Origin of the sequence: Alkaliphilus flagellatus (genome assembly GCF_018919215.1) — a bacterium.
GTDB lineage: Bacteria > Bacillota > Clostridia > Peptostreptococcales > Natronincolaceae > Alkaliphilus_B > Alkaliphilus_B flagellatus.
On sequence record NZ_JAHLQK010000003.1, the window covers coordinates 41,188 to 62,633 of the forward strand.

At 29.4% G+C, this 21,446-nt stretch carries 21 protein-coding genes; 16 read left to right on the top strand and 5 right to left on the bottom strand.

Features of this window, described 5'->3' with window-relative positions; genetic code table 11:
- The first annotated feature begins 38 nt into the window (after positions 1 to 38).
- From deoD to KQI88_RS07880, 5 genes are all read left to right on the top strand, one after another.
- Positions 39 to 743 (top strand): purine-nucleoside phosphorylase, encoded by a 705-nt coding sequence (deoD, locus tag KQI88_RS07860; RefSeq protein ID WP_216416018.1) that lies wholly within the window; start codon positions 39 to 41, stop codon positions 741 to 743.
- A gap of 752 nt (positions 744 to 1,495) precedes the next feature.
- The gene (locus tag KQI88_RS07865; RefSeq protein ID WP_212381023.1) at positions 1,496 to 1,849 is read left to right on the top strand and encodes a hypothetical protein; all 354 of its coding nucleotides are present in this window, start codon (positions 1,496 to 1,498) and stop codon (positions 1,847 to 1,849) included.
- A gap of 32 nt (positions 1,850 to 1,881) precedes the next feature.
- Entirely contained in the window at positions 1,882 to 2,706 is an 825-nt protein-coding gene (locus KQI88_RS07870) for a diguanylate cyclase (RefSeq protein ID WP_246579198.1), read from the top strand.
- Between the two features lie 337 nt (positions 2,707 to 3,043).
- Positions 3,044 to 3,382, top strand: a complete 339-nt coding sequence (locus KQI88_RS07875; RefSeq protein ID WP_216416022.1) for a YtrH family sporulation protein — start codon at positions 3,044 to 3,046, stop codon at positions 3,380 to 3,382.
- On the top strand, positions 3,370 to 3,840 hold the full coding sequence (locus KQI88_RS07880) for a hypothetical protein (protein WP_216416024.1): 471 nt from the start codon (positions 3,370 to 3,372) through the stop codon (positions 3,838 to 3,840). The genes KQI88_RS07875 and KQI88_RS07880 overlap by 13 nt, the downstream gene beginning before the upstream one ends.
- 219 nt (positions 3,841 to 4,059) lie before the next feature.
- Here KQI88_RS07880 and KQI88_RS07885 read toward each other — a convergent pair whose 3' ends face one another.
- Positions 4,060 to 4,434, bottom strand: a complete 375-nt coding sequence (locus KQI88_RS07885) for a helix-turn-helix domain-containing protein (protein ID WP_216416026.1) — start codon at positions 4,432 to 4,434, stop codon at positions 4,060 to 4,062.
- Positions 4,435 to 4,613: 179 nt separating this feature from the next.
- Here KQI88_RS07885 and KQI88_RS07890 point away from each other — a divergent pair, with 179 nt between their 5' ends.
- From KQI88_RS07890 to KQI88_RS07905, 4 genes are all read left to right on the top strand, one after another.
- The gene (locus tag KQI88_RS07890; RefSeq protein WP_216416028.1) at positions 4,614 to 4,829 is read left to right on the top strand and encodes a helix-turn-helix domain-containing protein; all 216 of its coding nucleotides are present in this window, start codon (positions 4,614 to 4,616) and stop codon (positions 4,827 to 4,829) included.
- A gap of 44 nt (positions 4,830 to 4,873) precedes the next feature.
- Entirely contained in the window at positions 4,874 to 5,110 is a 237-nt protein-coding gene (locus KQI88_RS07895) for a Spo0E family sporulation regulatory protein-aspartic acid phosphatase (RefSeq protein WP_216416030.1), read from the top strand.
- Positions 5,111 to 5,525: 415 nt separating this feature from the next.
- The gene (glmS, locus tag KQI88_RS07900; protein WP_216416031.1) at positions 5,526 to 7,355 is read left to right on the top strand and encodes a glutamine--fructose-6-phosphate transaminase (isomerizing); all 1,830 of its coding nucleotides are present in this window, start codon (positions 5,526 to 5,528) and stop codon (positions 7,353 to 7,355) included.
- A gap of 328 nt (positions 7,356 to 7,683) precedes the next feature.
- On the top strand, positions 7,684 to 9,699 hold the full coding sequence (locus tag KQI88_RS07905; protein WP_216416034.1) for a S9 family peptidase: 2,016 nt from the start codon (positions 7,684 to 7,686) through the stop codon (positions 9,697 to 9,699).
- A gap of 489 nt (positions 9,700 to 10,188) precedes the next feature.
- Here KQI88_RS07905 and KQI88_RS07910 read toward each other — a convergent pair whose 3' ends face one another.
- The 4 genes from KQI88_RS07910 to rbr form a co-directional block, all read right to left on the bottom strand.
- Positions 10,189 to 11,172 (bottom strand): D-alanyl-D-alanine carboxypeptidase family protein, encoded by a 984-nt coding sequence (locus KQI88_RS07910; RefSeq protein ID WP_216416036.1) that lies wholly within the window; start codon positions 11,170 to 11,172, stop codon positions 10,189 to 10,191.
- A gap of 207 nt (positions 11,173 to 11,379) precedes the next feature.
- The gene (locus tag KQI88_RS07915; RefSeq protein ID WP_408629720.1) at positions 11,380 to 12,528 is read right to left on the bottom strand and encodes a sensor histidine kinase; all 1,149 of its coding nucleotides are present in this window, start codon (positions 12,526 to 12,528) and stop codon (positions 11,380 to 11,382) included.
- Positions 12,506 to 13,204 (bottom strand): VanR-ABDEGLN family response regulator transcription factor, encoded by a 699-nt coding sequence (gene vanR / locus KQI88_RS07920; RefSeq protein WP_216416040.1) that lies wholly within the window; start codon positions 13,202 to 13,204, stop codon positions 12,506 to 12,508. Before vanR ends, KQI88_RS07915 begins: the two co-directional genes overlap by 23 nt.
- A gap of 657 nt (positions 13,205 to 13,861) precedes the next feature.
- Positions 13,862 to 14,452: a rubrerythrin gene (gene rbr, locus KQI88_RS07925; RefSeq protein ID WP_216416042.1), complete on the bottom strand. Its 591-nt coding sequence runs from the start codon at positions 14,450 to 14,452 to the stop codon at positions 13,862 to 13,864.
- 410 nt (positions 14,453 to 14,862) lie between these two features.
- On the opposite strand from rbr, the gene KQI88_RS07930 reads away from it, so the two are divergent.
- The 7 genes from KQI88_RS07930 (at position 14,863) to KQI88_RS07960 (ending at position 21,433) form a co-directional block, all read left to right on the top strand.
- A complete protein-coding gene (locus KQI88_RS07930) occupies positions 14,863 to 15,279 on the top strand; it encodes a bacteriohemerythrin (RefSeq protein ID WP_216416044.1) in 417 nt (138 codons plus the stop codon).
- Between the two features lie 130 nt (positions 15,280 to 15,409).
- Positions 15,410 to 17,470, top strand: coding sequence for a methyl-accepting chemotaxis protein (locus tag KQI88_RS07935; RefSeq protein WP_216416046.1), 2,061 nt, complete (start codon positions 15,410 to 15,412; stop codon positions 17,468 to 17,470).
- A gap of 130 nt (positions 17,471 to 17,600) precedes the next feature.
- On the top strand, positions 17,601 to 18,929 hold the full coding sequence (locus tag KQI88_RS07940) for a PhoH family protein (protein WP_216416048.1): 1,329 nt from the start codon (positions 17,601 to 17,603) through the stop codon (positions 18,927 to 18,929).
- 189 nt (positions 18,930 to 19,118) lie between these two features.
- A complete protein-coding gene (locus tag KQI88_RS07945) occupies positions 19,119 to 19,421 on the top strand; it encodes a YaaL family protein (RefSeq protein WP_216416050.1) in 303 nt (100 codons plus the stop codon).
- Between the two features lie 269 nt (positions 19,422 to 19,690).
- A complete protein-coding gene (locus KQI88_RS07950; protein ID WP_212381005.1) occupies positions 19,691 to 19,957 on the top strand; it encodes a pro-sigmaK processing inhibitor BofA family protein in 267 nt (88 codons plus the stop codon).
- 197 nt (positions 19,958 to 20,154) lie between these two features.
- Positions 20,155 to 20,484 (top strand): MazG-like family protein, encoded by a 330-nt coding sequence (locus KQI88_RS07955; protein ID WP_212381004.1) that lies wholly within the window; start codon positions 20,155 to 20,157, stop codon positions 20,482 to 20,484.
- 19 nt (positions 20,485 to 20,503) lie between these two features.
- A complete protein-coding gene (locus tag KQI88_RS07960; RefSeq protein ID WP_216416052.1) occupies positions 20,504 to 21,433 on the top strand; it encodes a DUF2232 domain-containing protein in 930 nt (309 codons plus the stop codon).
- The last annotated feature ends 13 nt before the right edge of the window (positions 21,434 to 21,446 follow it).

The following is a 21,446-nucleotide window of genomic DNA, read 5'->3' on the forward strand; positions in this document are numbered from 1 at the left end:
AGAAATATGAAATCTAAATATTAAGAGGAGGAATTAGCATGAGTATTCATATAGGAGCAAAAAAAGGAGATATAGCTGAAACAATTTTATTACCGGGAGATCCATTAAGAGCTAAATATATAGCTGAGAATTTTTTAGCAGATGCAGTATGTTATAACGAAGTAAGAGGAATGTACGGGTATACAGGAACATATAAAGGGAAAAGAGTATCTGTTCAAGGAACAGGTATGGGAATACCTTCAATATCTATATATGTAAATGAATTAATACAAAGTTATGATGTAAAAAATCTGATAAGAATTGGTACATGTGGCTCAATGCAGGAAGATATAAAAGTTAGAGATGTTGTATTGGCGATGAGTGCTTCCACTAACTCTGGTGCAAATAAAGTTAGATTTAGTGGACTTGATTATGCACCTACAGCCAATTTTGAGCTTCTTAATAAAGCACATGGTATTTCAAAAGACCTAGGTATGAATGTAAAAGTAGGAAATGTACTTACAAGTGATTTATTTTATGGGGACAATCCAGATGCATGGAAAATGTGGGCAAAATATGGAACATTAGTTGTTGAAATGGAAACAGCTGAATTATATACAGTAGCATCCAAGTATAACGTAAAAGCATTATCAATTTTAACAGTGAGTGACAGTGTTATAACAAAAGAGCTTACAACAGCTCAAGAAAGGCAAGAAACCTTTAACAATATGGTTGAAATAGCTTTAAAAACAGCATTAGAATAGAAAATTGATATATTAGTAAAATTAATGCTGTTACATATTGGAGGGCTAAAAATATGGAAACAAATCTCGATTTTTAAAATAAGAAAAGTCTATCAAAAAACATGGTTTAATGCAGTATACAACCCTCATTAAATCATGTTTTTTCCGTATTATCAATTTCATATATTAAAATTTTATTTACTCTTATTCATACTATGATCCATCTTTGAGTTAACTGACTTATATTAGTTTTTACTAGAACTATATTATATAATTTAAATAATCTTAAAATATAAAGATTTAATGATATATATATGGGTAAACTTAAAAGAATGTTTTATTATACATGTATAAAATCATTAAAAAAATAATTTATAGTTTAAATATATAAATATAAATTATTCTAAACTGGATGAGTTCTATTTTATATAAAGTCTTTGAAATATAGAATGTCGAAAAATGTAAAAACAAAATCCACAAAAATTTAATAATTTTTGATAAAATAAGATAAAAGTCCTATTGATAAATTAATATATTATTTGATAAGGAATAATATTAAAAAAACAGGACAAAAATAAGGTTTTATGCTAGAGCTAGTTAAGGCATCAAATTAATAAAATTTAGTTTATATCACCATTTTTATTTTTGTTGGAAAAAGATTTTTGTTTTTAGTTCTGCAACAATTCAATGACAGGGAGGCTTAACATATAAAATAAAGAATTTAAACAAAGCAATAGAAATAATTTACAAGTTATAGGGAAGGTGATAGATCCTTGGAAAGTAGAATTGAAGGAAACAAAAAAGCAGAAATTAATATGCGTTTTTCTGAGTTCGAAGTACCTCCTATGCAAGATGTATTAATAGTTGGAAAACGGGCTCCAATTGGACCAGAGGCAGCAAGAAGAATGGTAGATATATTATCTCCAGATCAATATGAAATAGTAAGAATTGAAGATAGGTATTTTGAAGCAATTGTGGTAAGAAAATCTTTATTAAATATGCTTCCTCAAGATAAACTCATTAAAATGATAATGGAGGAAGGAGGAAAAATTGCTAACGATACTATGATTATAAGAGCTCAGATACGAATAACTCTTAATGTTAGCAAATCTATTGATTTATGGTAAAAAAAGTTTTAAATATATCAGAAAAGAAATTAATGAAAGTTGATGTTTTAACTGGCGTAAAAAAAATCCAAAATATCTTTTATGAACAAAGTATAAAATGTTTCTCTGTTTATGATAACGATAAAATTGTGGGCGTAATTACAGAGAAAGAACTTGTAGTTGCCCACCCTAATAGAATAGCTGCTGATGTTATGTCTGATAAATATATTTGTGTTGATTTTTCTACATCTGTATGGGAAACAAAAAAAATATTTGAGTTAAATAAAGGTATTGAAGTTATATTTGTGCAGGATGAAAATGAGATTATAGGATACTTAACTAGGATGATCTTAAGTATAGAATTAGGAAAATCTGTTGATCTATTAACAGGACTATATAAAAGTGATTATATTTTTTACAATGCATATAATCTTTTTAAAAGTGAGGATAATATATCTATAATATTTATTGACTTAGATAATTTTGGATATATAGATAAAAAATATGGACATATAATTGGAGATTCCGTATTGAAAAAAGTAGCAGATATATTGAAAAAAAGTATTAACAAAGATTCTTATTTGTGCAGATATGCAGGAGATGAATTTGCAGTAGTAACCCCATATTCTATAGATGATAGTAAAAGACTTGCTCAGAATATCATAAAGGCTATAAACTCATACATTTTCCCTGATAATATACAAGTTTCTGCATCAATTGGTATTACAGGTTGTAGCACACATAATAAAAAAGTAGACAATATTTTAGAATTAATAATTAACATGGTTAATATCGCAAGTTTATCGTCTACGAGAGCAAAACAAAAAGGTTATAATTCTATTAGTATTAAGAACATTGATATAGATGCAATCGCATAAACAGGCTGAATATTTACTAAAATTATTTTTATAAAAACTTGGTAGATGTTTATTAATTTAAGAATAGATATTATTAATGTGCACTTAATTTAATTTCTTTTATATTATGTTATTCATTTAACTATATTTTAAAGGAATTGAAGATAAGTGCACTATTTTTTATAAATTAGTTATTTTAAATATAAACTTAAAAATTCATAGATTAAGTTTACATAAAGGCAGTATTCTTATCATATCTTGTAAAAAGAGATCTTTATAATGACTATTATTAAAAATAACAAGGGTTTATTTTATGAAGTTAAAAGTAGAAGATATTTTGTAAGGTATGGTGATTAAATTGTCTAATTTTTATACCAGTATAGTACATAACTTTTTAATTGCTTTTGGCGTAGTGATTGGAGCAAGTGTTTTTGCAGGTATAGGAGCTATCATAACGGATTATCCACCACTTAAGCTTATGCTTAATATATCTAGTTCTATTAAAATATGGGCAATGGCAATTGCTATTGGTGGAACGTTTTCTTCTTTTGCGGTAATAGAGAAAGGTCTATTTGAAGGCGAGCTCAAATCTATTATAAAGCAGATTATATATATACTAGTAGCTCTGTTAGGAGCAAATACAGGATATAGTTTTATTAAGTTGATCCAGAGGTGTGGCGAAATATGGGGCAATTAAAAAATAAGGGTCAAAAATTTATTTTATGTTTTATAGCAGGTTTAGTAACTGGTATATTAATAGGCACAGCTATCTTATCTATTATAGTTAGTTATAGAATGGATATGCATTATAAAAAAATCGCATACCTCGAAACAACCATTCAAGATAAAAATGCTCGACTTGAAAAATTAGAAAAATCAATTAATACTCAAAATATTATACTTAAGGATATAGAAATAATTTTAATTTTCGATGGAGATGAAATGGATGAGATAGATGAAATAGAAATAGAAAAAGCTATAAAAGAAAAATACAGTACACTATTAGGGAAAGAAGTCAAAAATATTGATCCGGATATACTTATAGAAGTAGCAGATAAAAGAATTTTAAAGATAGAAGATAGAGAATATAGATTACATATCAATAAATTAATATTAACAGAGATATTAAAAATTTTTATAAAAGTTGAAATATAAATTTTCTCATAAGAATAATCGATTAAAATCAAGATAAATGAAATGTTGATTGAGTCCATAAAAATTGTGTAAAGTCAAAGACTCCTAAAGACAATACTATAAATGTCTGTAGGAGTTTTTTATTGGTAATTAATGCTTAGAAAGAAGCAAAAATTTAAAAAATCTTTTTAAAAGAGAAATATAATGATTAATAATTAATCATTATGTCATAAAAAAACATTACTTATTATAAGAAGAAATAACTACATTTAAGTAACCCCAAAGATTTTGTTTGCTTTTATCGTCTAATTTTCTATAGGATTCAATTAGCTGTTTTTCATCTTCCGTATATTGACTAGAGAAATACTCTTCTTTTGTTTCCTTAATACTTTGAAGACTTAAGTTAGGATCAGGCTCTTCGCCAGTTAATATCCAGTCTATAGATATATTAAATATTTTTTTAAATTGTATTAAAGCATTTGCGGAGGGTAGAAACTTATCATTTTCAAGTTCACTAAGATTACCAGTAGATAATCCAGTAATTTTGTTTATATCAATTAAAGTTAAATTATTAGCTTTACGTGCAAAGCGAATTCTTTTTCCTATAGTATCCATTAAAATACCTCCTTCTACAAATTATCTTTTATCAGAAAAAACTATCAAAAACATTTGACTTTATCTGATAAAAGAGATAACATTGATTTATGATTAACTTTTAATCTTTATTATTGTATCATAAATATCTTATAAAAGAGAATGATAGATTTTGTTATGTAACAGGGGGATGATTTTGTGTGAGAAAAAGAAAGTTAACTAACTTTGGAGAGCAAGTTAAGAAACGATTATTTTATTTAAATATGACACAAAAAACACTGGCAAAAAAGGTTGGAACATCAGAAGCATATCTTAGCATGATTTTATATGGGGAAAGATCAGGATCAAAATACAAGGATATGATAGAAAATATTCTTTTAATGAATACTGGTCAAAATACAGAAAATAAAAAATAGAGCATAGGGAATAAGTATAAAAAGATTTTTGGGGGGCTATTTTAATGAATAGAAACAAGTATGACAATAAAGGAATTGTTATTAGTAAAGAGTATAATGAATTATTAGAATTGAAGAAAGACATGGAGAAAATGAAAGACAGATTAAATGCTTTAGTTTCTGTGGAAAAAAATAATGTAAAAGAAGATATATTAGATTTAAGTAGAAAGTTAGATAACATAATTTTAAAGTATATCTTTTTGGAAAAACATTTAAAATCTAAAATTATGATTAAAAAGTAAATAAAAGTATACATCTAATTTTGATAAGTATTAATTTTATATAAAATAAGCCACTCAATTCGAATCTAACATAGATATAGGGTGGCTTTTTTATATCTTACTGTATTCTTAAGGTAGTAATACAAATATTTGTTATATAAGTATAATTAAAGATTCCATAAAAATCCTCTTTTTTACTTTTAAAGGATAAATGTTTGTGATAAAATATTTTTTATACCAATGGTTGTATATTTCAACAAAATTAAATTGTAGTAATTGATGGATACTATTGTTCAACTAAATAGAAAGATATATAAAGAATGATTAATGGGTAATATAAACAAAGGTCTAGGCAAGATAAAGTCTTTGTTTGAACTTTGCTAATGAGTGATTGTAAAGAATACAAGGTTAAAATCAAATAGAAAAAGGTGATAATATGTGTGGAATAGTAGGATATATAGGAAATAGAGACTCTGTAAATGTATTAATCGACGGATTAGAAAAATTAGAATATAGAGGTTATGACTCAGCTGGTATAGCTATACTGAACGACAATAATAATATAGAAATGAAAAAATATAAAGGTAGACTAGCTATATTAAAAGAAAATATAAAGGAAGTCAATATAAAAGGAAACTTAGGGATAGGCCATACAAGATGGGCCACTCATGGAGAACCATCAGATAGAAATTCCCATCCTCATCTAAATCCATCTAAAACTATATCTGTAGTTCATAATGGTATAATCGAGAACTTTAATCAGTTGAGGGAAGAGCTTCAAGGAAAGGGATATGAGTTTTTATCAGAAACTGATACGGAGGTTATTCCTCACCTTATAGATTATTACTACAATGGAAATTTATTAGATGCAATAAAAAAGGCAATAGAAAGATTAGAAGGAGCATTTGCTATTGTAGTAATGTCGAAGGAAGAACCTGAAAAGTTAATTGCTGTAAGAAAAGATAGTCCTCTAATCATCGGTGTAGGAGAAGGTGAAAACTTCATAGCATCAGATATACCTGCAGTTATAAACTATACAAGAAAAATATATTTATTAGAAAATGAAGAAATGGCGGTATTAGAGAAAGATAATATATCCATTATGGATTTTAAAGGTAATGTAATAGAAAAGGAAATTTATAATGTAACTTGGGATATAAGTCAGGCAGAAAAAGGTGGCTATGACCACTTTATGATAAAAGAAATATTTGAACAGCCAAAGGCATTAAGGGATACAATTTCTCCAAGGATAACAAAGGATGGTAGTATTAAATTAGATAATATTAATATTACAAAGGAATATATAAAGAATATAAATAAAATATATATAGTTGCCTGCGGTACAGCTTACCATGCTGGAATAGTAGGAAAAAGTTTAATAGAAAAGTATGCTAAAATACCTGTGTTAACAGATGTAGCGTCAGAGTTTAGATATAATAATCCATTTATAGATGAAAAAACTTTAATGATAGTTGTAAGTCAATCTGGTGAAACAGCGGACACGTTGGCTGCATTAAGACTTGCAAAGGAAAAAGGTGCACGAACATTAGCTCTATGTAATGTGGTAGGAAGTTCTATAGCTAGAGAAGCTGATGATGTATTTTATACATGGGCAGGGCCAGAAATAGCAGTAGCTTCAACAAAGGCTTATACAACCCAAGTAGCTGCTTTTATTATTATAGCCTTATATCTAGGAAAATTAAATGAAAATATAAGTGATAGTGAATATAATACTATTTTGAAAGAGGTCATAAAACTGCCTGAAAAGGTTGATTATATATTAAATGATATTTTCAAAGTAAAGGATATTGCATCCAATATGATGAATCAGGATGATATATTTTTTATAGGAAGAGGAATAGACTACAATGTAGCTATGGAGGGTTCTTTAAAATTAAAAGAGGTATCCTATATACATTCAGAAGCTATGGCAGCAGGAGAGTTAAAACATGGTACCTTAGCATTAATAGAAGAGGGAACGCCTGTTATAGCCCTAGCTACTCAAGATAATCTTTATGATAAGATGATAAGCAATATAAGAGAAGTAAAAGCAAGGGGAGGATATATAATAGCAGTTTCAAAGGAAGGGAATACTTCAATAGAAAAGTCTGCAGATAAAGTAATCTATATACCTGATACCATGGATGATATTATAGGTATACTATCGATTATTCCGCTACAGTTAATATCCTATTATGTAGCCTTAGGAAAAAATTGTGATGTAGATAAACCAAGGAACTTGGCAAAATCCGTTACTGTGGAGTAGTGTGGAGTGAATTATAAACATTTTGTAGTTTTTAAAAAAAGTTAAACTGTTTTAAAAAAGTTAAATCGAAATCATCTCTTTATGGTAACATATACCATAGAGAGGTGATTTTTTTGTCTAAAAGAAAAAGAAATATAAATGAGGATAAAATAAAAAAATATATAGATGAGGGTAGGGGGCAAGGAGTTGGATAAAATTATAAACCATGGATAAAGAGTCAGGATGTCCCATCTTTGGGAAGAGCAACAAGGCTAAAAGGAATTAAAACTAATAGACAGCATGAGTTTTTATCAGATTTAGAGATAGATAGTTACGAGGGGGTTTATTAATGAAAATGAATGAAAAAACATATCTAAGTATAGAAGAGATTATTTCATTACCAACTTTATCAAGTACAATCATAAGTGATGATGGCAAAAACGTAGCATTTGTTAAGAAGACAACTAACTGGAAAGACAATAAATATAGGAATCATGTATGGATATATGAAAAAGATAAGGGGCAGTGTTACCCATTAACGACTAGGGATATAGATAGTACATACCCATTATGGTCTCCAGATTCTAGAGATATCGCATACCTTAGCCCAGTTGGTGACGGGGATAATAAGAAAAATCAGATCTTTGTTAAGTCAATAGATGGTTATAGTGGGGTTCAAATTACTGATGAGGAAGAAGGGGTCAGTAAATTCAAATGGGAGCCTACTGGCAAGGGCTTTTATTATGTTGCACAGTCAAAAGAATCTGAGTCGATAAAGAAACGTAAGAAACTATATGGAGATTTCCATCATATAGACAAGGAATACCAGAATAATTGTTTATATTACATTGAAATAGAAAAAATGATACAAAATAATAAATATGAACACCCAGAAAATTCTGATAGTGCTGGTAAGGATAAAGATGAACACGAAAATAGCGTTGTTTATCAACTAACTGATGGTAAGGATTTTCATATCCATGAATTTGATATTTCAAATGATGGGAAAAAGGTTGTATTTATGGCTACACCAAGCCCAAATATGGGAGATTATATTAATGGAGATCTATACATACTAGATATTAAAGCTGGAGAGCTACAAAAGATGAATATAGATAAGTTGTTGGGAGGGAGAGTTTGCTTTTCTCCTGAAGGCACTAAAATATGTTATTCAGCAAGCATAAGGGAGAAGGATTACTATAAGACCCATATACAAGACAGTACACTAGAGATATACGATATTAATAGTGGAGAGCTAATTCACCCTTTGACAGATTTTGATAGTACGGTTATTCCATTACGATGGACAAATAAAGGAATTTTAATTAGATGGCAGAATAAAACTAATTATCTTATTGGGTTGCTATCTGAGAATGGCACTGTGGAAATGTTAAGCGAAAAAGTAGATAGCTTTATAATGGATGCTTCTATAACAAGGGATGGAAATCATATATCCTATAATAAGGCTATAACAAATGAAACCTTTGAAATCTATTTAGACGATAAAAAAATAACGAATGAAAATAGCTTTTTCAAAGAAAAGCTTAAAAGTAACAGGGAAATAATCTCATGGCAAAGTAGTGATGGTCTTGAAATAGAGGGAGTTTTATCAACCCCAGTAGAGTTTGACGCAAATAAAAAATATCCCTTATTAGTGGTAATCCATGGTGGTCCGGATTGGGCATCCTTTCCAATATTTTCAGACTGTTTTAATGAGAAATATCCTATTGAACAGTTTATCGAAAAAGGCTTTATAGTTTTAGAACCAAACTACAGGGGAAGTTCTGGTTATGGTAATGAATTCTTAAAAGCAAACTATAGAAAACTGGGAATTGCTAACTACGATGATGTTATATCTGGAGTGGATAAACTAGTTGACAAAGGGATTGCAGATAAAGATAGAGTAGGGGTTATGGGATGGAGCAACGGGGGATATATATCAGCTTTCTGTTCTACATTTAGTAGTAGATTTAAAGCTATTTCAGTTGGAGGTGGAATTACTAATTGGAGTACCCATTATGTAAATACAGATATACCTTACTTTATTAGGATGTATTTAGGAAATAATCCATGGAATGATCCAGAGATATATACTAAAACATCACCAATGACATATATTAAATCAGCCTGTACTCCCACCTTAATCCAACATGGCGAAAAGGATGCAAGAGTTCCAGCTCCAAATGCATATGAGCTATATCAAGGATTAAGGGATATGGAAGTTGATACAGAATTAATTATATTTAAAGGAATGGCATATAGTTCTGACCAGCCAGGAATTAATGTGGCTATTATGAAGCAGAATTTGATGTGGTTTTCACACTATATTCTTGGAGAAAGTATGAAAGATTTTAGGGTTTTATGATTAATAAATGGATATCCTCACAGGATACATAAGAATGAAACAGTCTTCATAAGGAAGCTTTTTTTCTTATTTAGCCTGTGATTGTAGCTCTATGATTTCCATGTGAATTTCCACTGTATAATACTCTAGCAACTACATTGACTTACAATTTTATAGCAACGTTATGGCATTAAGCTCCCTGTACCTTTGTAGGGGTACGGAAACGATTCGTGTAAAAACTGCAATAGGATAAAAACGTGGCTCAGATATGGAAAATTACATATTTGCCACGTTTTCTTCTTATAAAAGATTAATTAGACCTAGAAGGCAAAGTAGAGATAAGAAATGGATACTTCAGTACAACTGATTTATCTACGGGACAAAAAAAGATATATTAAATAAAATGATCAAACTTTTTTAAAAAAATGAATGTGGGTAAAATGCCAAAGAGCTAAATTTTGATCAAACTTTTTTTAACACCTACAATTACTTATGAAACACTTAATATTTTTAGTAATCATTGTTTTTGAAAATTTGATTATAGACAGTAAATGCATCCAAAATATTGAACTGCTCCGTCTGAGGATTTCCATCTGCATTAGCAGTCACCAAAATATATTCCTTGCCATCTATTTTTGCCAAACTAGCAAGGCATAGTTGGGCTTCTTCCGTATAACCAGTTTTTCCACCTTCGATAATACCGTTATTTACATCTTGTGTATCCATTTTTTTGAACATCGTGCTTTGAAAAGTGATTCCATCGGGGTGAAGATTCGTTGCTTTTGTCGTATAACGTTTTGAGGTATATACTTCTCGAAATGTATCGTTTCGCAATGCATATTCCAGTAATTTTGCAATATCATTTACAGTGCTATAATGATTGGTATCATGTAGTCCTGTAGAATTAGTAAAATGAGTATTATTCATTCCTAATTTTTTAGCCTTTTTATTCATTAAACTTACATAATTTTCTTCTGAACCTGCGATTGCATCAGCTAACCCGATAGAGCTTTCTGCTCCAGATGGTAATAAGACTCCATAAATTAAATCGATTGCTGCTACCTTTTCATTGGGTAAAAAACCTGCCATAGAAGCATTTTTAGAATACAATTCCTGAAACATATCTTCTGACAGATGGATTATTTCGTCTAAATCTGGTAGATTTTCAATTGCTAGTATTGCTGTCATAATTTTTGTAAGGGATGCTGGGTAGATTCTTTCATCAGATGATTTATTTAATAATATCCCATAATCATCTAAAGAAATGAGAATGGCGTTTGAACTATACAAGCCATCAGTTGCAATCTGGTTAATTTCCTTGTAAATTCTTGTTTCTTGGGTTTTTACAGGTGATTCTATTTGTTGGTTATTTTTACTTATTAGACTATTTGGCAAAAATAAAGCTATGATACATACCGCACATACACATAGTATTGATAGAACACATTTTATTTTTCTCTTTTTTCTTTTATATTTTTGTCTATCAGCTCTCATTTTAATATTCCTCCTTAAATGCAAATTACAATATTATCTTACAACATAATTCTAATAAAATTGAATATTTTTTGTGTAAACAACGGCTTATAGATTTATTAAGATTCCCTTATAGACTACTTAATATTTACAGTATTTAAAACTATATTAAAAATAAAAAAACACTATTCTTTTATGAAATTTTATATCATACAGGAATAGTGTTTCTTAGCTATTGATTACGCCCGGTATCTTTATATGGAATATTGTATAATCATCGTTACTTTCTGCATGAATTTCACCTTCATGTAAGATTACAATTTCCTTGGCAATAGCGAGACCTAGCCCAGCATTGCCGGTGTCTGTTCCTCTGGATTCATCCAGTCTATAAAATTTTTCAAATATACTATCTAGTTTTTGCGGCGGAATACTTTTTCCATAATTTTTAAAGGTTATAATGGCATTGTGTGATTGTTTATAAACATCTATTATGATTTTGCTATTTTTATCACCATATGCAATTGCATTTTTAAATACATTATTAAATACTCGTGCCAGTTTATCTGAATCGCCACAAAGCATAATATCGTCTTCTGCATTTACTACAACCTCTTGCTTTTTTTCAGAAAGCATTGGATAAAATTCATCTGCCATTTGAAATAACATATAGGATAGATTAAAGTCTTTTTTATCTAATACAATGGTCTGGAGATTATATCTTGTAATTTCAAAAAATTCATTGATAAGTTTTTCCAGGCGATTTGCTTTTTCTAAAGTAATTTCCATATATTTTGCCCTTTGTTCAATTGGCATATCTGGTATTTCTGACATTAAATCTAAGTATCCGATAACTGAAGTAAGAGGAGTTTTTATATCATGTGCCAAATAAACAACTAAATCATTCTTTCTTTGTTCTGCCTGTTTTGCATCTCTTTCTCTCTTCTCCAGAATATGTTTAAACATATTTAGTTTAGTTTCCATGAAGCTCATTTCTGGGGATAGTTCAATTTCATCATCTGAACCCTTCATCAAATCGTCCATACCCTTATCAATTTCATCAAAGTACCTTGTAACCCAAGAAATAGCAAATTGAAAAATAATTAAGAAAAAAATGCCACTTAAAACTAACATAATTTTATCCCTGTTATTACGGAATATATATTGATGAATAATCACTGCATCTGAATCAGATAAATAAAATGTATTTCGTAAGAAATCTACAATCCAATTACCAAAATGACCCCGTAATACTGAACTTAATAACATTAAAAACCCAACGCTTGCTAAAATAAGTATTAATACCTTAAAGAATATTTTTCGCTTGAATGCTAAATAATCATTTCTTCTAGTTTTATTAGTTTTCAATTTTATAACCAACTCCCCATACGGTTTTGATATATTTCGGATTTTCAGCTGAATCATTCATTTTTTCTCTTAAGTGTCTAATGTGAACCATAATGGTGTTGTTACTGCTGCTAAAGTATTTATCCCCCCAAACGTCATGGAATAACCTGTCAGAGCTTACGACCTGACCTTTATTCTCACATAAAACCCATAGAATTGAAAATTCTGTAGGAGTCAAGGACAATGGTTTTTCATTTAAAAAACACTCATGAGTATTTTTGTCTACCACTAGACCTCCTATAGAAATTATGTTTTCTTTTTGAGATTTGTCTAATTGGTTGTATTTCGTGAACCTTCTTAATTGAGCCTTTACTCGAGCCACTAGCTCTAATGGTCGAAATGGCTTTGTAATATAATCATCTGCACCTAATGTTAAACCTGTGATTTTATCTATTTCTTCATCTTTTGCAGTCAACATAATGATTGGAAAGTTATAAGAATCTCGTATTTTTTGACAAATGGAAAATCCATCTATATCTGGAAGCATGATGTCTAAAATAGCCATATCCAACTGTTCGGTTTCTATAACTTTCATTGCTTCTGCTCCTGTATAACACTTGAACACTATGAAATTTTCATTTTTTAGATACAATTCGATTAAATTAGCAATTGCTTTTTCATCTTCAACTATTAAAATTTTAGTATACATATATTCACCTTCTTTTTTTATATCTAGTTATAAGAGTACTTCAACCCTTATTCTGATTTATTTTTATTTACTTAAAGAGTCAAATTTTGTTCTTGAGTACTTACTTTTGCATATATAAATACCACAATTGAAATATTCTTCTATAGTAATTTATATCATTATAGTAAGTTAAACGATTAGTCCAGTCAATATACTTACTATGTAAATTGCTTATTTACAGTAATTTAGAAAAAATTAAATAAAGTAATACAAAGGATTATTTACGTTACTGTTTAATATGTTTAACAATACATTTATGTTATAATCATTACAAAAACAGAAAAAAATTAGAGTGTCATTATTTGATAATGAATCATCTGAAAAGATGTATAATAATTTTGAAGGAAGGATTAAAATATTGATAGAAGCACCCACGATTATAGAACTGTTTGGAAATTATATCTTTGATTGTTAAACTAATTGGGGTGTCGCTAGTATTGTCGCTATTAAGGGAAGATATGCAATGAAATTATTACGGTTCAATCTTTTTAGAAATTGACAATTTATATCAATTAAATAAAAGTGAGACTATACTTTGAATATAGTCTCGTTAATTACTCTAAAGTTAAAAAACTTTTATATGTGTTATCTAAGCAATAGAAGATTTTTAAATATAAATTAATAGTTTTCAGCTAAAACTTCAAAATGGCCTTGTGGGTGAATACAGGCAGGGCATAACTCTGGAGCACTTTCTCCTTCGTGTACATAACCACAGTTGTTACATTTCCAAGATGTCTTTTCTTCTTTTTTAAATACTTGATCTTTTTCAATGTTCTCTAGAAGCTTTAAATAACGAGCTTCGTGATGCTTTTCAACTTCTGCAATTTTTCTAAAGGCAACAGCTACTTCTGGAAATCCTTCTTCATCAGCAATGTTAGCAAACTCAGGGTAAAGTTCTGTCCACTCTTCGTTTTCTCCTTCAGCAGCAGCTTTTAAGTTAAACTTAGTATCACCTAAAGCAGCAGGGAAAGAAGCTGTAATTTCTAAACATTCACCATTAATTTGAGTATCTTCCTTTAAAAACTTATAGAAACGTTTTGCGTGTTCTTTTTCATTATCTGCTGTTTCTGTAAATAAGTTAGAGATTTGAACATAGCCTTCTTTCTTTGCTTGAGATGCATAATATGTATAACGATTTCTCGCTTGGGACTCTCCAGCAAAGGCTTTTAATAGATTTTCAGCAGTTTTTGTACCTTTTAAAGATTTCATATAGTGTCTCCTCCTGTGAGTAATATTTTTCAAGTAAAATTATATCATAAGATTTAGTAAGCTATATAATAATTATGTGGATTTGCTAAAAATAAGGTTATAATTAAGAAAATATAATTTAGCTAAGATTAAAAAGAGTAAGTAATAGAAAAGAAAGGATAGATTAAATGAAGAAAGCCATAAAAACTATTTCCAGGGAAAATATATATTAAAAAGCGTATTAGCATTAAGTTAGAAGTCTTTTAATTAAATATTTGTTATAAGCTTTTCAAATTGTTTAAAATAAAGCATAATTTGGTATATAATGATTGGGAAAGTTAGTTTATTAAAATGATTTATTCAAAGTTTATGCAATTGCAATTAACAAAATTTTAACAATTAAAGTTTTAAAACATAAAGGGGGAAAAGCTATGATATTTAAATGGAAGGATAGGTTTAATACAGGTATTGATGAAATTGATAAGCAACATAAACGGTTATTTGAAATTGGAGCAGAATTATACGATTTAGCATCTTTAGATGATAGCTCAGATCATTACGATGAGATAGTAGGGCTAATAAACCATCTAAAGGAATATACAAAATATCATTTTGATTATGAAGAACTATGTATGCACAAGGTTAACTATAGGGATATTGAAAGTCATAAAATAGAGCACCAACGTTTTATTGATAAGTTAAATGAAACTGAAGCTAAGGATATAGATTTAAATCAAAAACAAGTAGTTTTAGATATGATAGACTTCATTATTAACTGGGTATCTGGTCATATAGTTGGAACAGACTTTAAATATAAAGATCTACTTATCGAGAAACTAGGAAAGTAGATAGAGTTTATAATAATAAGAGCTAACAATAGTTTTGCTAGCTCTTATTATTTTGTAATTATATTAAATATTAAATATAGTTTAGACCTAATAATAGTTACAATATTTGAACATACAAGGAGGAAAGACTTTGAAGAAAATTAAATATTTTAGTATTTCTAAGAAAGTAATAGCTTCTATAACTTTAACTGTAATTATTTCTTACGTGTTTTTATTTACATCTGTATTAATAAACGTTAAGAATAACAGTTTAAAGATGGCAATTAAATTTTCTAAGGAAAATGCTCTGTACAATGGATCTATTATAAAGGCAAGAGTAGATCAGACCACCTCGCTTCTAAAAGTCATAAGTAACACTTTAACTGCTACAGAAGAAATTAATATAGATGAAACTTTTAAAACGATCTTAGAAGATAATCCTTATATGGCTAGTTTAACGTTATTGTTGGAGCCGGATGCTATAAAAGATAATAATTACGAAACTGCTTATGTAGTTGCTAATCAGGATGGGAAAATAGTAATAGTCGATAAAGAAAAAGAGTACCTAAGTGTCCAACAAGATTGGTATAGTATAGCTAAGGATATAGGCAAACCAAATGCAATAGAGGTATTTGCTAAATTAGATGACGAAAAATCCAACAATAAAGTTAGAATATCTCTACCTATTTATAATAAAAATCAATTTATAGGGGTTATTGCTGGGGATATTGAACTAGACTTTTTACAAGAACAAGTTTTGCAGTATACTCTAGAAGGTGGGGTGGGTATGCTAATTTCGAGTAAAGGTGATTATTTAGCTCATACAGGTAGACCTCAGGATGTTACAAAGAGTATATTACAAGAAGAAGAAAAAATATGGCAAGAAACAGCTGAGGATATATTAGATGGTAGGGAAGTTATAACTCAGGGAAGAGCCGTAAAGAATAACAAAGAAGTTTTAAGGGTTTTAGTGCCGATTGAGTTTGATGATCTAGATATCCATTGGACTTATGGAGCTGTTCTTTTTTTTGAGAACATTTTGGTAGAGTATTATAAATTAAGATCCTTAATTATTATCATTGCTAGTATAGGAATGACAATAATTTTAGCCACACTTGTAGTTATTACCAATAAAATAACAAAACCGCTTTTATATACTAACGATTTATTATTAAAAATATCTAAGGGGCATCTTAATATAGAGGTAGAAGAAACAAAAAGTAAAGATGAAACAGGAATATTAATTAGTTCCCTTAAAACTATGATTACAAACTTAACTACTATTGCAAAGAACCTAATAATGGAATCGCAAAATATAAATACTGTTATAGATGACGTAGAGAAAACTCTAGTTAATCTTAAAAACGAAACTGATGAAACCTCTGCGGCTACCCAGCAACTTTCTTCAAGTATGGAAGAAACATCATCTTCTATACAAGAAGTATATGGTGTGTCTACAGAGATTAGAAAAATAGTAGGAAATATGTCAGAAAGAATAATTGAAGGAGAGGAATCTGTTAACCATATATATAAGAGAGCAATCACTATTAAGGAAGATGCTATTAGCTCTACAAATGAAGCTATCCATATATATGAAAGCAGTAGAGTTTCTTTAGAAAAAGCTTTAGAAGAGTCTAGAGCAGTACAAAAAATAGAAGAATTCGCTAAGGTAATTGAAGAAATATCGGATCAAACAAATCTATTGGCTTTAAATGCCTCAATTGAAGCCGCAAGATCCGGTACAGCTGGGCACGGGTTTGCGGTAGTAGCAGATGAAATAAGAAAGTTATCTGAAAATACTAAAGGTGCTATAGGAGAAGTAAAAGAAGTTATAAAGCTGGTTACTAATGGAGTTGAAGATTTACAAGTAAATTCAAGAAACATATTACAATTTATAGAAGATAAAGTAAAAACAAACTATGAGCAATTTCAAATAATAGGAGAACAGTATAGTAATGATGCTGACTTTGTAAATAGTTTAATAGTAGAGTTTAACGGATATGCTAATTCCTTAAAAGATTGGATAGATAGAATAAATGCATCTATAGATGAAATAATTTCAGCCATAGAAGAAGGATCAGCCGGAACAGCAGATATATCATTAAGGAATTTAAACATATCTGAGGGTGTAGGAAGTGTGGTAGAAGAGATGGGTAAAGTGCTTCAGACGGCCAAGAGGTTAGAGGAAATGTCTAGGGCATTTAAAATCTAAAAATATGGATAGTAGAATTTATAAATTTTAACACATGAATCTCCTTTTTATTTAATAAACATATAATACTAAGTAGAAAGACTTACCTATGGAAAGGATGGTGAAGACCTCTACTTTAGTAGGGGGGCTTATGCAAAAAACCTTTGTGCTTGATACCAGTGTGTTGCTTCATGATCCGAGAAGTTTATATGCTTTTGGAGATAATTTGATTATTATTCCAGCAGTTGTTATAGAAGAAATAGATACAAAGAAGAATTTGTTAGATATTATTGGAAGAAATGCTAGAGAAGTTGCTAGAGAGTTAGATCATTTAAGAGAGCAAAATAGCTTAAGCAAAGGTGTGAGGTTAGAAAACGGTGGAACATTGAAGGTAGAGTTAAATCATAAAAGTTTTAGTCATGTTGCCGAATGGTTTAATGAAGTTAACAATGATAATCGGATTTTAGCTGTTACTTTAAATTTACAACTGGAAAACGAGAATAAAGGTATACAAAATATGGTGGTGCTTGTTAGCAAAGATGCAATAATGAGAATTAAGGCAGATAGCTTAGGTATAGAAAGCCAAGATTATCTACATGATAAAATCGAATATACATATGAGACCTATGTTGGTTATAAGGAATACAGAGTTTCTTCAACATTGATTGATCAGTTTTATGAAAAAGGATATTTAGACTATCATTATTTTGATGATATAGGACTTCTCTCTAATCAATTTCTTATATTAAAAGGAGAAGATTCGCCTAATAAGTCGGCTGTCGGAAGGTTTGATAAACTAACAGGAAAAATCAAAGCCTTAGTTTTTGGAGAAAATAGCTACTGGGGAATAAAGGGAAGAAATGCAGAGCAGCGGATGGCATTAGAAGTATTATTAAATGATGATATTAAGCTAGTAACTTTAACGGGAAAGGCGGGGACTGGAAAAACCTTATTATCACTAGCTGCAGGACTATATAAAACCAACGACGAAAGAATCTATAAAAAATTATTGATTACAAAGCCAGTTATTCCAGTAGGTAGGGATATAGGGTATTTGCCAGGAGATAAAAATGAAAAGCTTAGACCATGGGTTCAACCTATTTATGATAACCTTGAACTACTATTGGGAACAAAATCATTTACAAAGCTAGAAGATACGTTAGTTGGAATGAATAGAATAGAAATTGAAGCTCTTACGTATATTAGAGGAAGGAGTGTGCCAAATCAGTTTATTATAATTGATGAAGCACAAAACCTAACTAGACATGAAGTAAAAACGATTATTACTCGTGTTGGAGAAGGCAGTAAAATAGTTTTAATGGGAGATACAGAGCAAATAGACCATCCTTATTTAGATAGTGAATGCAATGGATTAACTTATATTATTAATAAGTTTAAAGAGGAGAATTTATCGGCTCATGTGACATTTAGAAAGGTCGAGCGTTCTTCTTTAGCTCAATTAGCAGCAGATATTTTATAACCCATAGGAAAGTATAAAATTTCTTAATGTACATTTTTTGTAAATGGGTTTTAATAAAGGATTATTTGACTAAAAACACTCTGACAGAAGCCTTTGTTATAAGAAGCACTGTGTATAGTATAGTAAAAAATGGATAACATTATAGATAAAATCGGATAAAATATCAAAATCCAGGGGGAGGAATCTATAATGGAAGAAAAAGATATAACTAGAAAAAAAGAAAAAAGCTTTGGCAGCTTAGTAAGTGCTTTAGGAAATTTATATAATAGAGTTAATCAGACAAATAATCAAGCAGTAGATGAGGATAAAGAACTTGCTAAATGTGTAATGCAGGCATATGAAGAGTGGCAAAGTGCAGAAAATTTCTTTCATAGTGTAGCTGATCCTGATTTAGTAGACCACGCTATATATAAATTAGAAGCTACTAAGGCAAGATATATTTACTTGCTTAAACAAGCAAAGGCTAATGGCATTAGAATGAACTCTCATTAATGCAAGGCAACATACTTTTCTAATTATGGATGGTTTAAAAAAAGCAGAAGTATAGCAGTATTTTAAGTACTTGAAGTTTAAAAGAAAAGCTTAAGAATTTAAGTGCCACAGGAGTCTATGCCATAACATCAGAGGACTTTTTTCATTAGAGTATCATATTATTATATAAAGAATTATATAATATAAGGAGTAGTACATGTACTACTCCTTATATTTATGTATAATAGTATATAACTTGGTTTAATAAATAGATATTGGAGGAACTTAATATGGGATTAGAATTAAATATTATATTAGCCTATGCTGTGGGACTAATTTTACTATATGTTGTTGGCTGGATTTTATTAATCCCTTTGAAATGGATAATAAGATTAGTATGGAATAGTATATTAGGTGGAATTATGCTTTTTGTTATAAATATAATTGGAGGTATTTGGGGTATTTCATTAGTAATTAACCCTCTTAGTGCTGTTATTGCTGGTGTATTAGGAATGCCTGGAGTAATACTATTGTTATTATTAAAATATGTGTTATAAAAAGCAGCCCTGCTGCTTTTTTGTTTTGAAGTATATGAATTCTTTCAAACACGTGCTACAATTTTAAAAATAGTATATAATAAAAGGATACCGATTAAATCAAAAATAGTAAGAAGTTTTTGTTAGAAGGGGAATAGTGGTATATAATAGAATATAGAGAGAATGATCATATTAGTGGCATTCTAGGGGGAGATATAATGTTTGATTTTCAAAAGAACAATGTTGATATAGGTCGTAATATAAAAATGATAGATTTCCTTAAGTGTGAGCTTCTAAGTAGTGTTTCTGTAGTTTTCGAAGCTTTATTTAAGGGAGCTAAAGAAGGACAACAAATGATTCTTGAAGGACTAGCCAATATTATTTTAGTTACTTATTCTTTGGGTAAAAGGTTAGGTATTGACTATGATACCATTGATAAAAAAGTACAAGAAAAGGCAAGACTTCATATATTAGAGGAGCATCATCTTGAGAAATGGTATGGAGACCTTTCAAGCTTACATCAACATCTAAAAGAACATGGGAAATAACAACTAGGAGTGAATTTAAATGAAAAGCTATAATGATAACAAGGCATTTATGGAGGCCGCTTTAATCGCCGCTATTACAACCATATTTGCTATTAGCGCTATATATTTACCTATTTTATCTATATCAATAATATTAATCCCTGTGCCATTTATGATTTTAGCTTATAGACATGGCGCTAGATATTCTATATTATCTTTTATTACCTTTAGTTTATTAATTGGAATTTTGACAGAATTAATGTATACTATTTTACTAATATCAATATTTGGACCAATGACGATTGCAATGGGTTATTATATAAAAAGACGTAAAGAGCCATATGTAGTAATAGGGGTAGGCACTATTGCATCAATTCTATCTATCTTCATTATATTTCAGTTTATTTCATATATTGGAGGTATTAGCATAATTGATGAAATAGCCATTGTTGCGGAGAATATTATCAATACGCAAGTAGATATGTTAAAGACAATGGATGTAGATGTTCTTAGTGCGGATGAAATACTAAATTACTTATTAATGATTGTGCCTGGGGTGTTGATTATTCAATCCATGTTTATAGCTCTTGGAAACTACTATTTAACTGCTGCTATATTGAAACGTTTCAGATCTAATGATATTGATCTTCCGCAATTTAGTACGTTTAGGTTACCGACAAATATTGTACTCGGTTCCTTTATTATTTTTACATTAAGCTATTTAACTAGATATATTGAAGGCATTTATCATGTTAGTCTGATTACAAATGTTACACTGCTTTTTATTTTCCTATTTTTTTTACAAGGAATATCTGTTATAAGTTATTTAATAAAAAGAACTAGTACTCCTAAAGTAATTCGCATCCTTTTAATAGGAATAATTTTTCTGATAAGTCCTTTACTAACTGCAATTTCATTTGTAGGATTAGTAGATTCTATAGTTGACGTGAGAAGGCTAGGGACAAAATAGCTTTAATGAAATT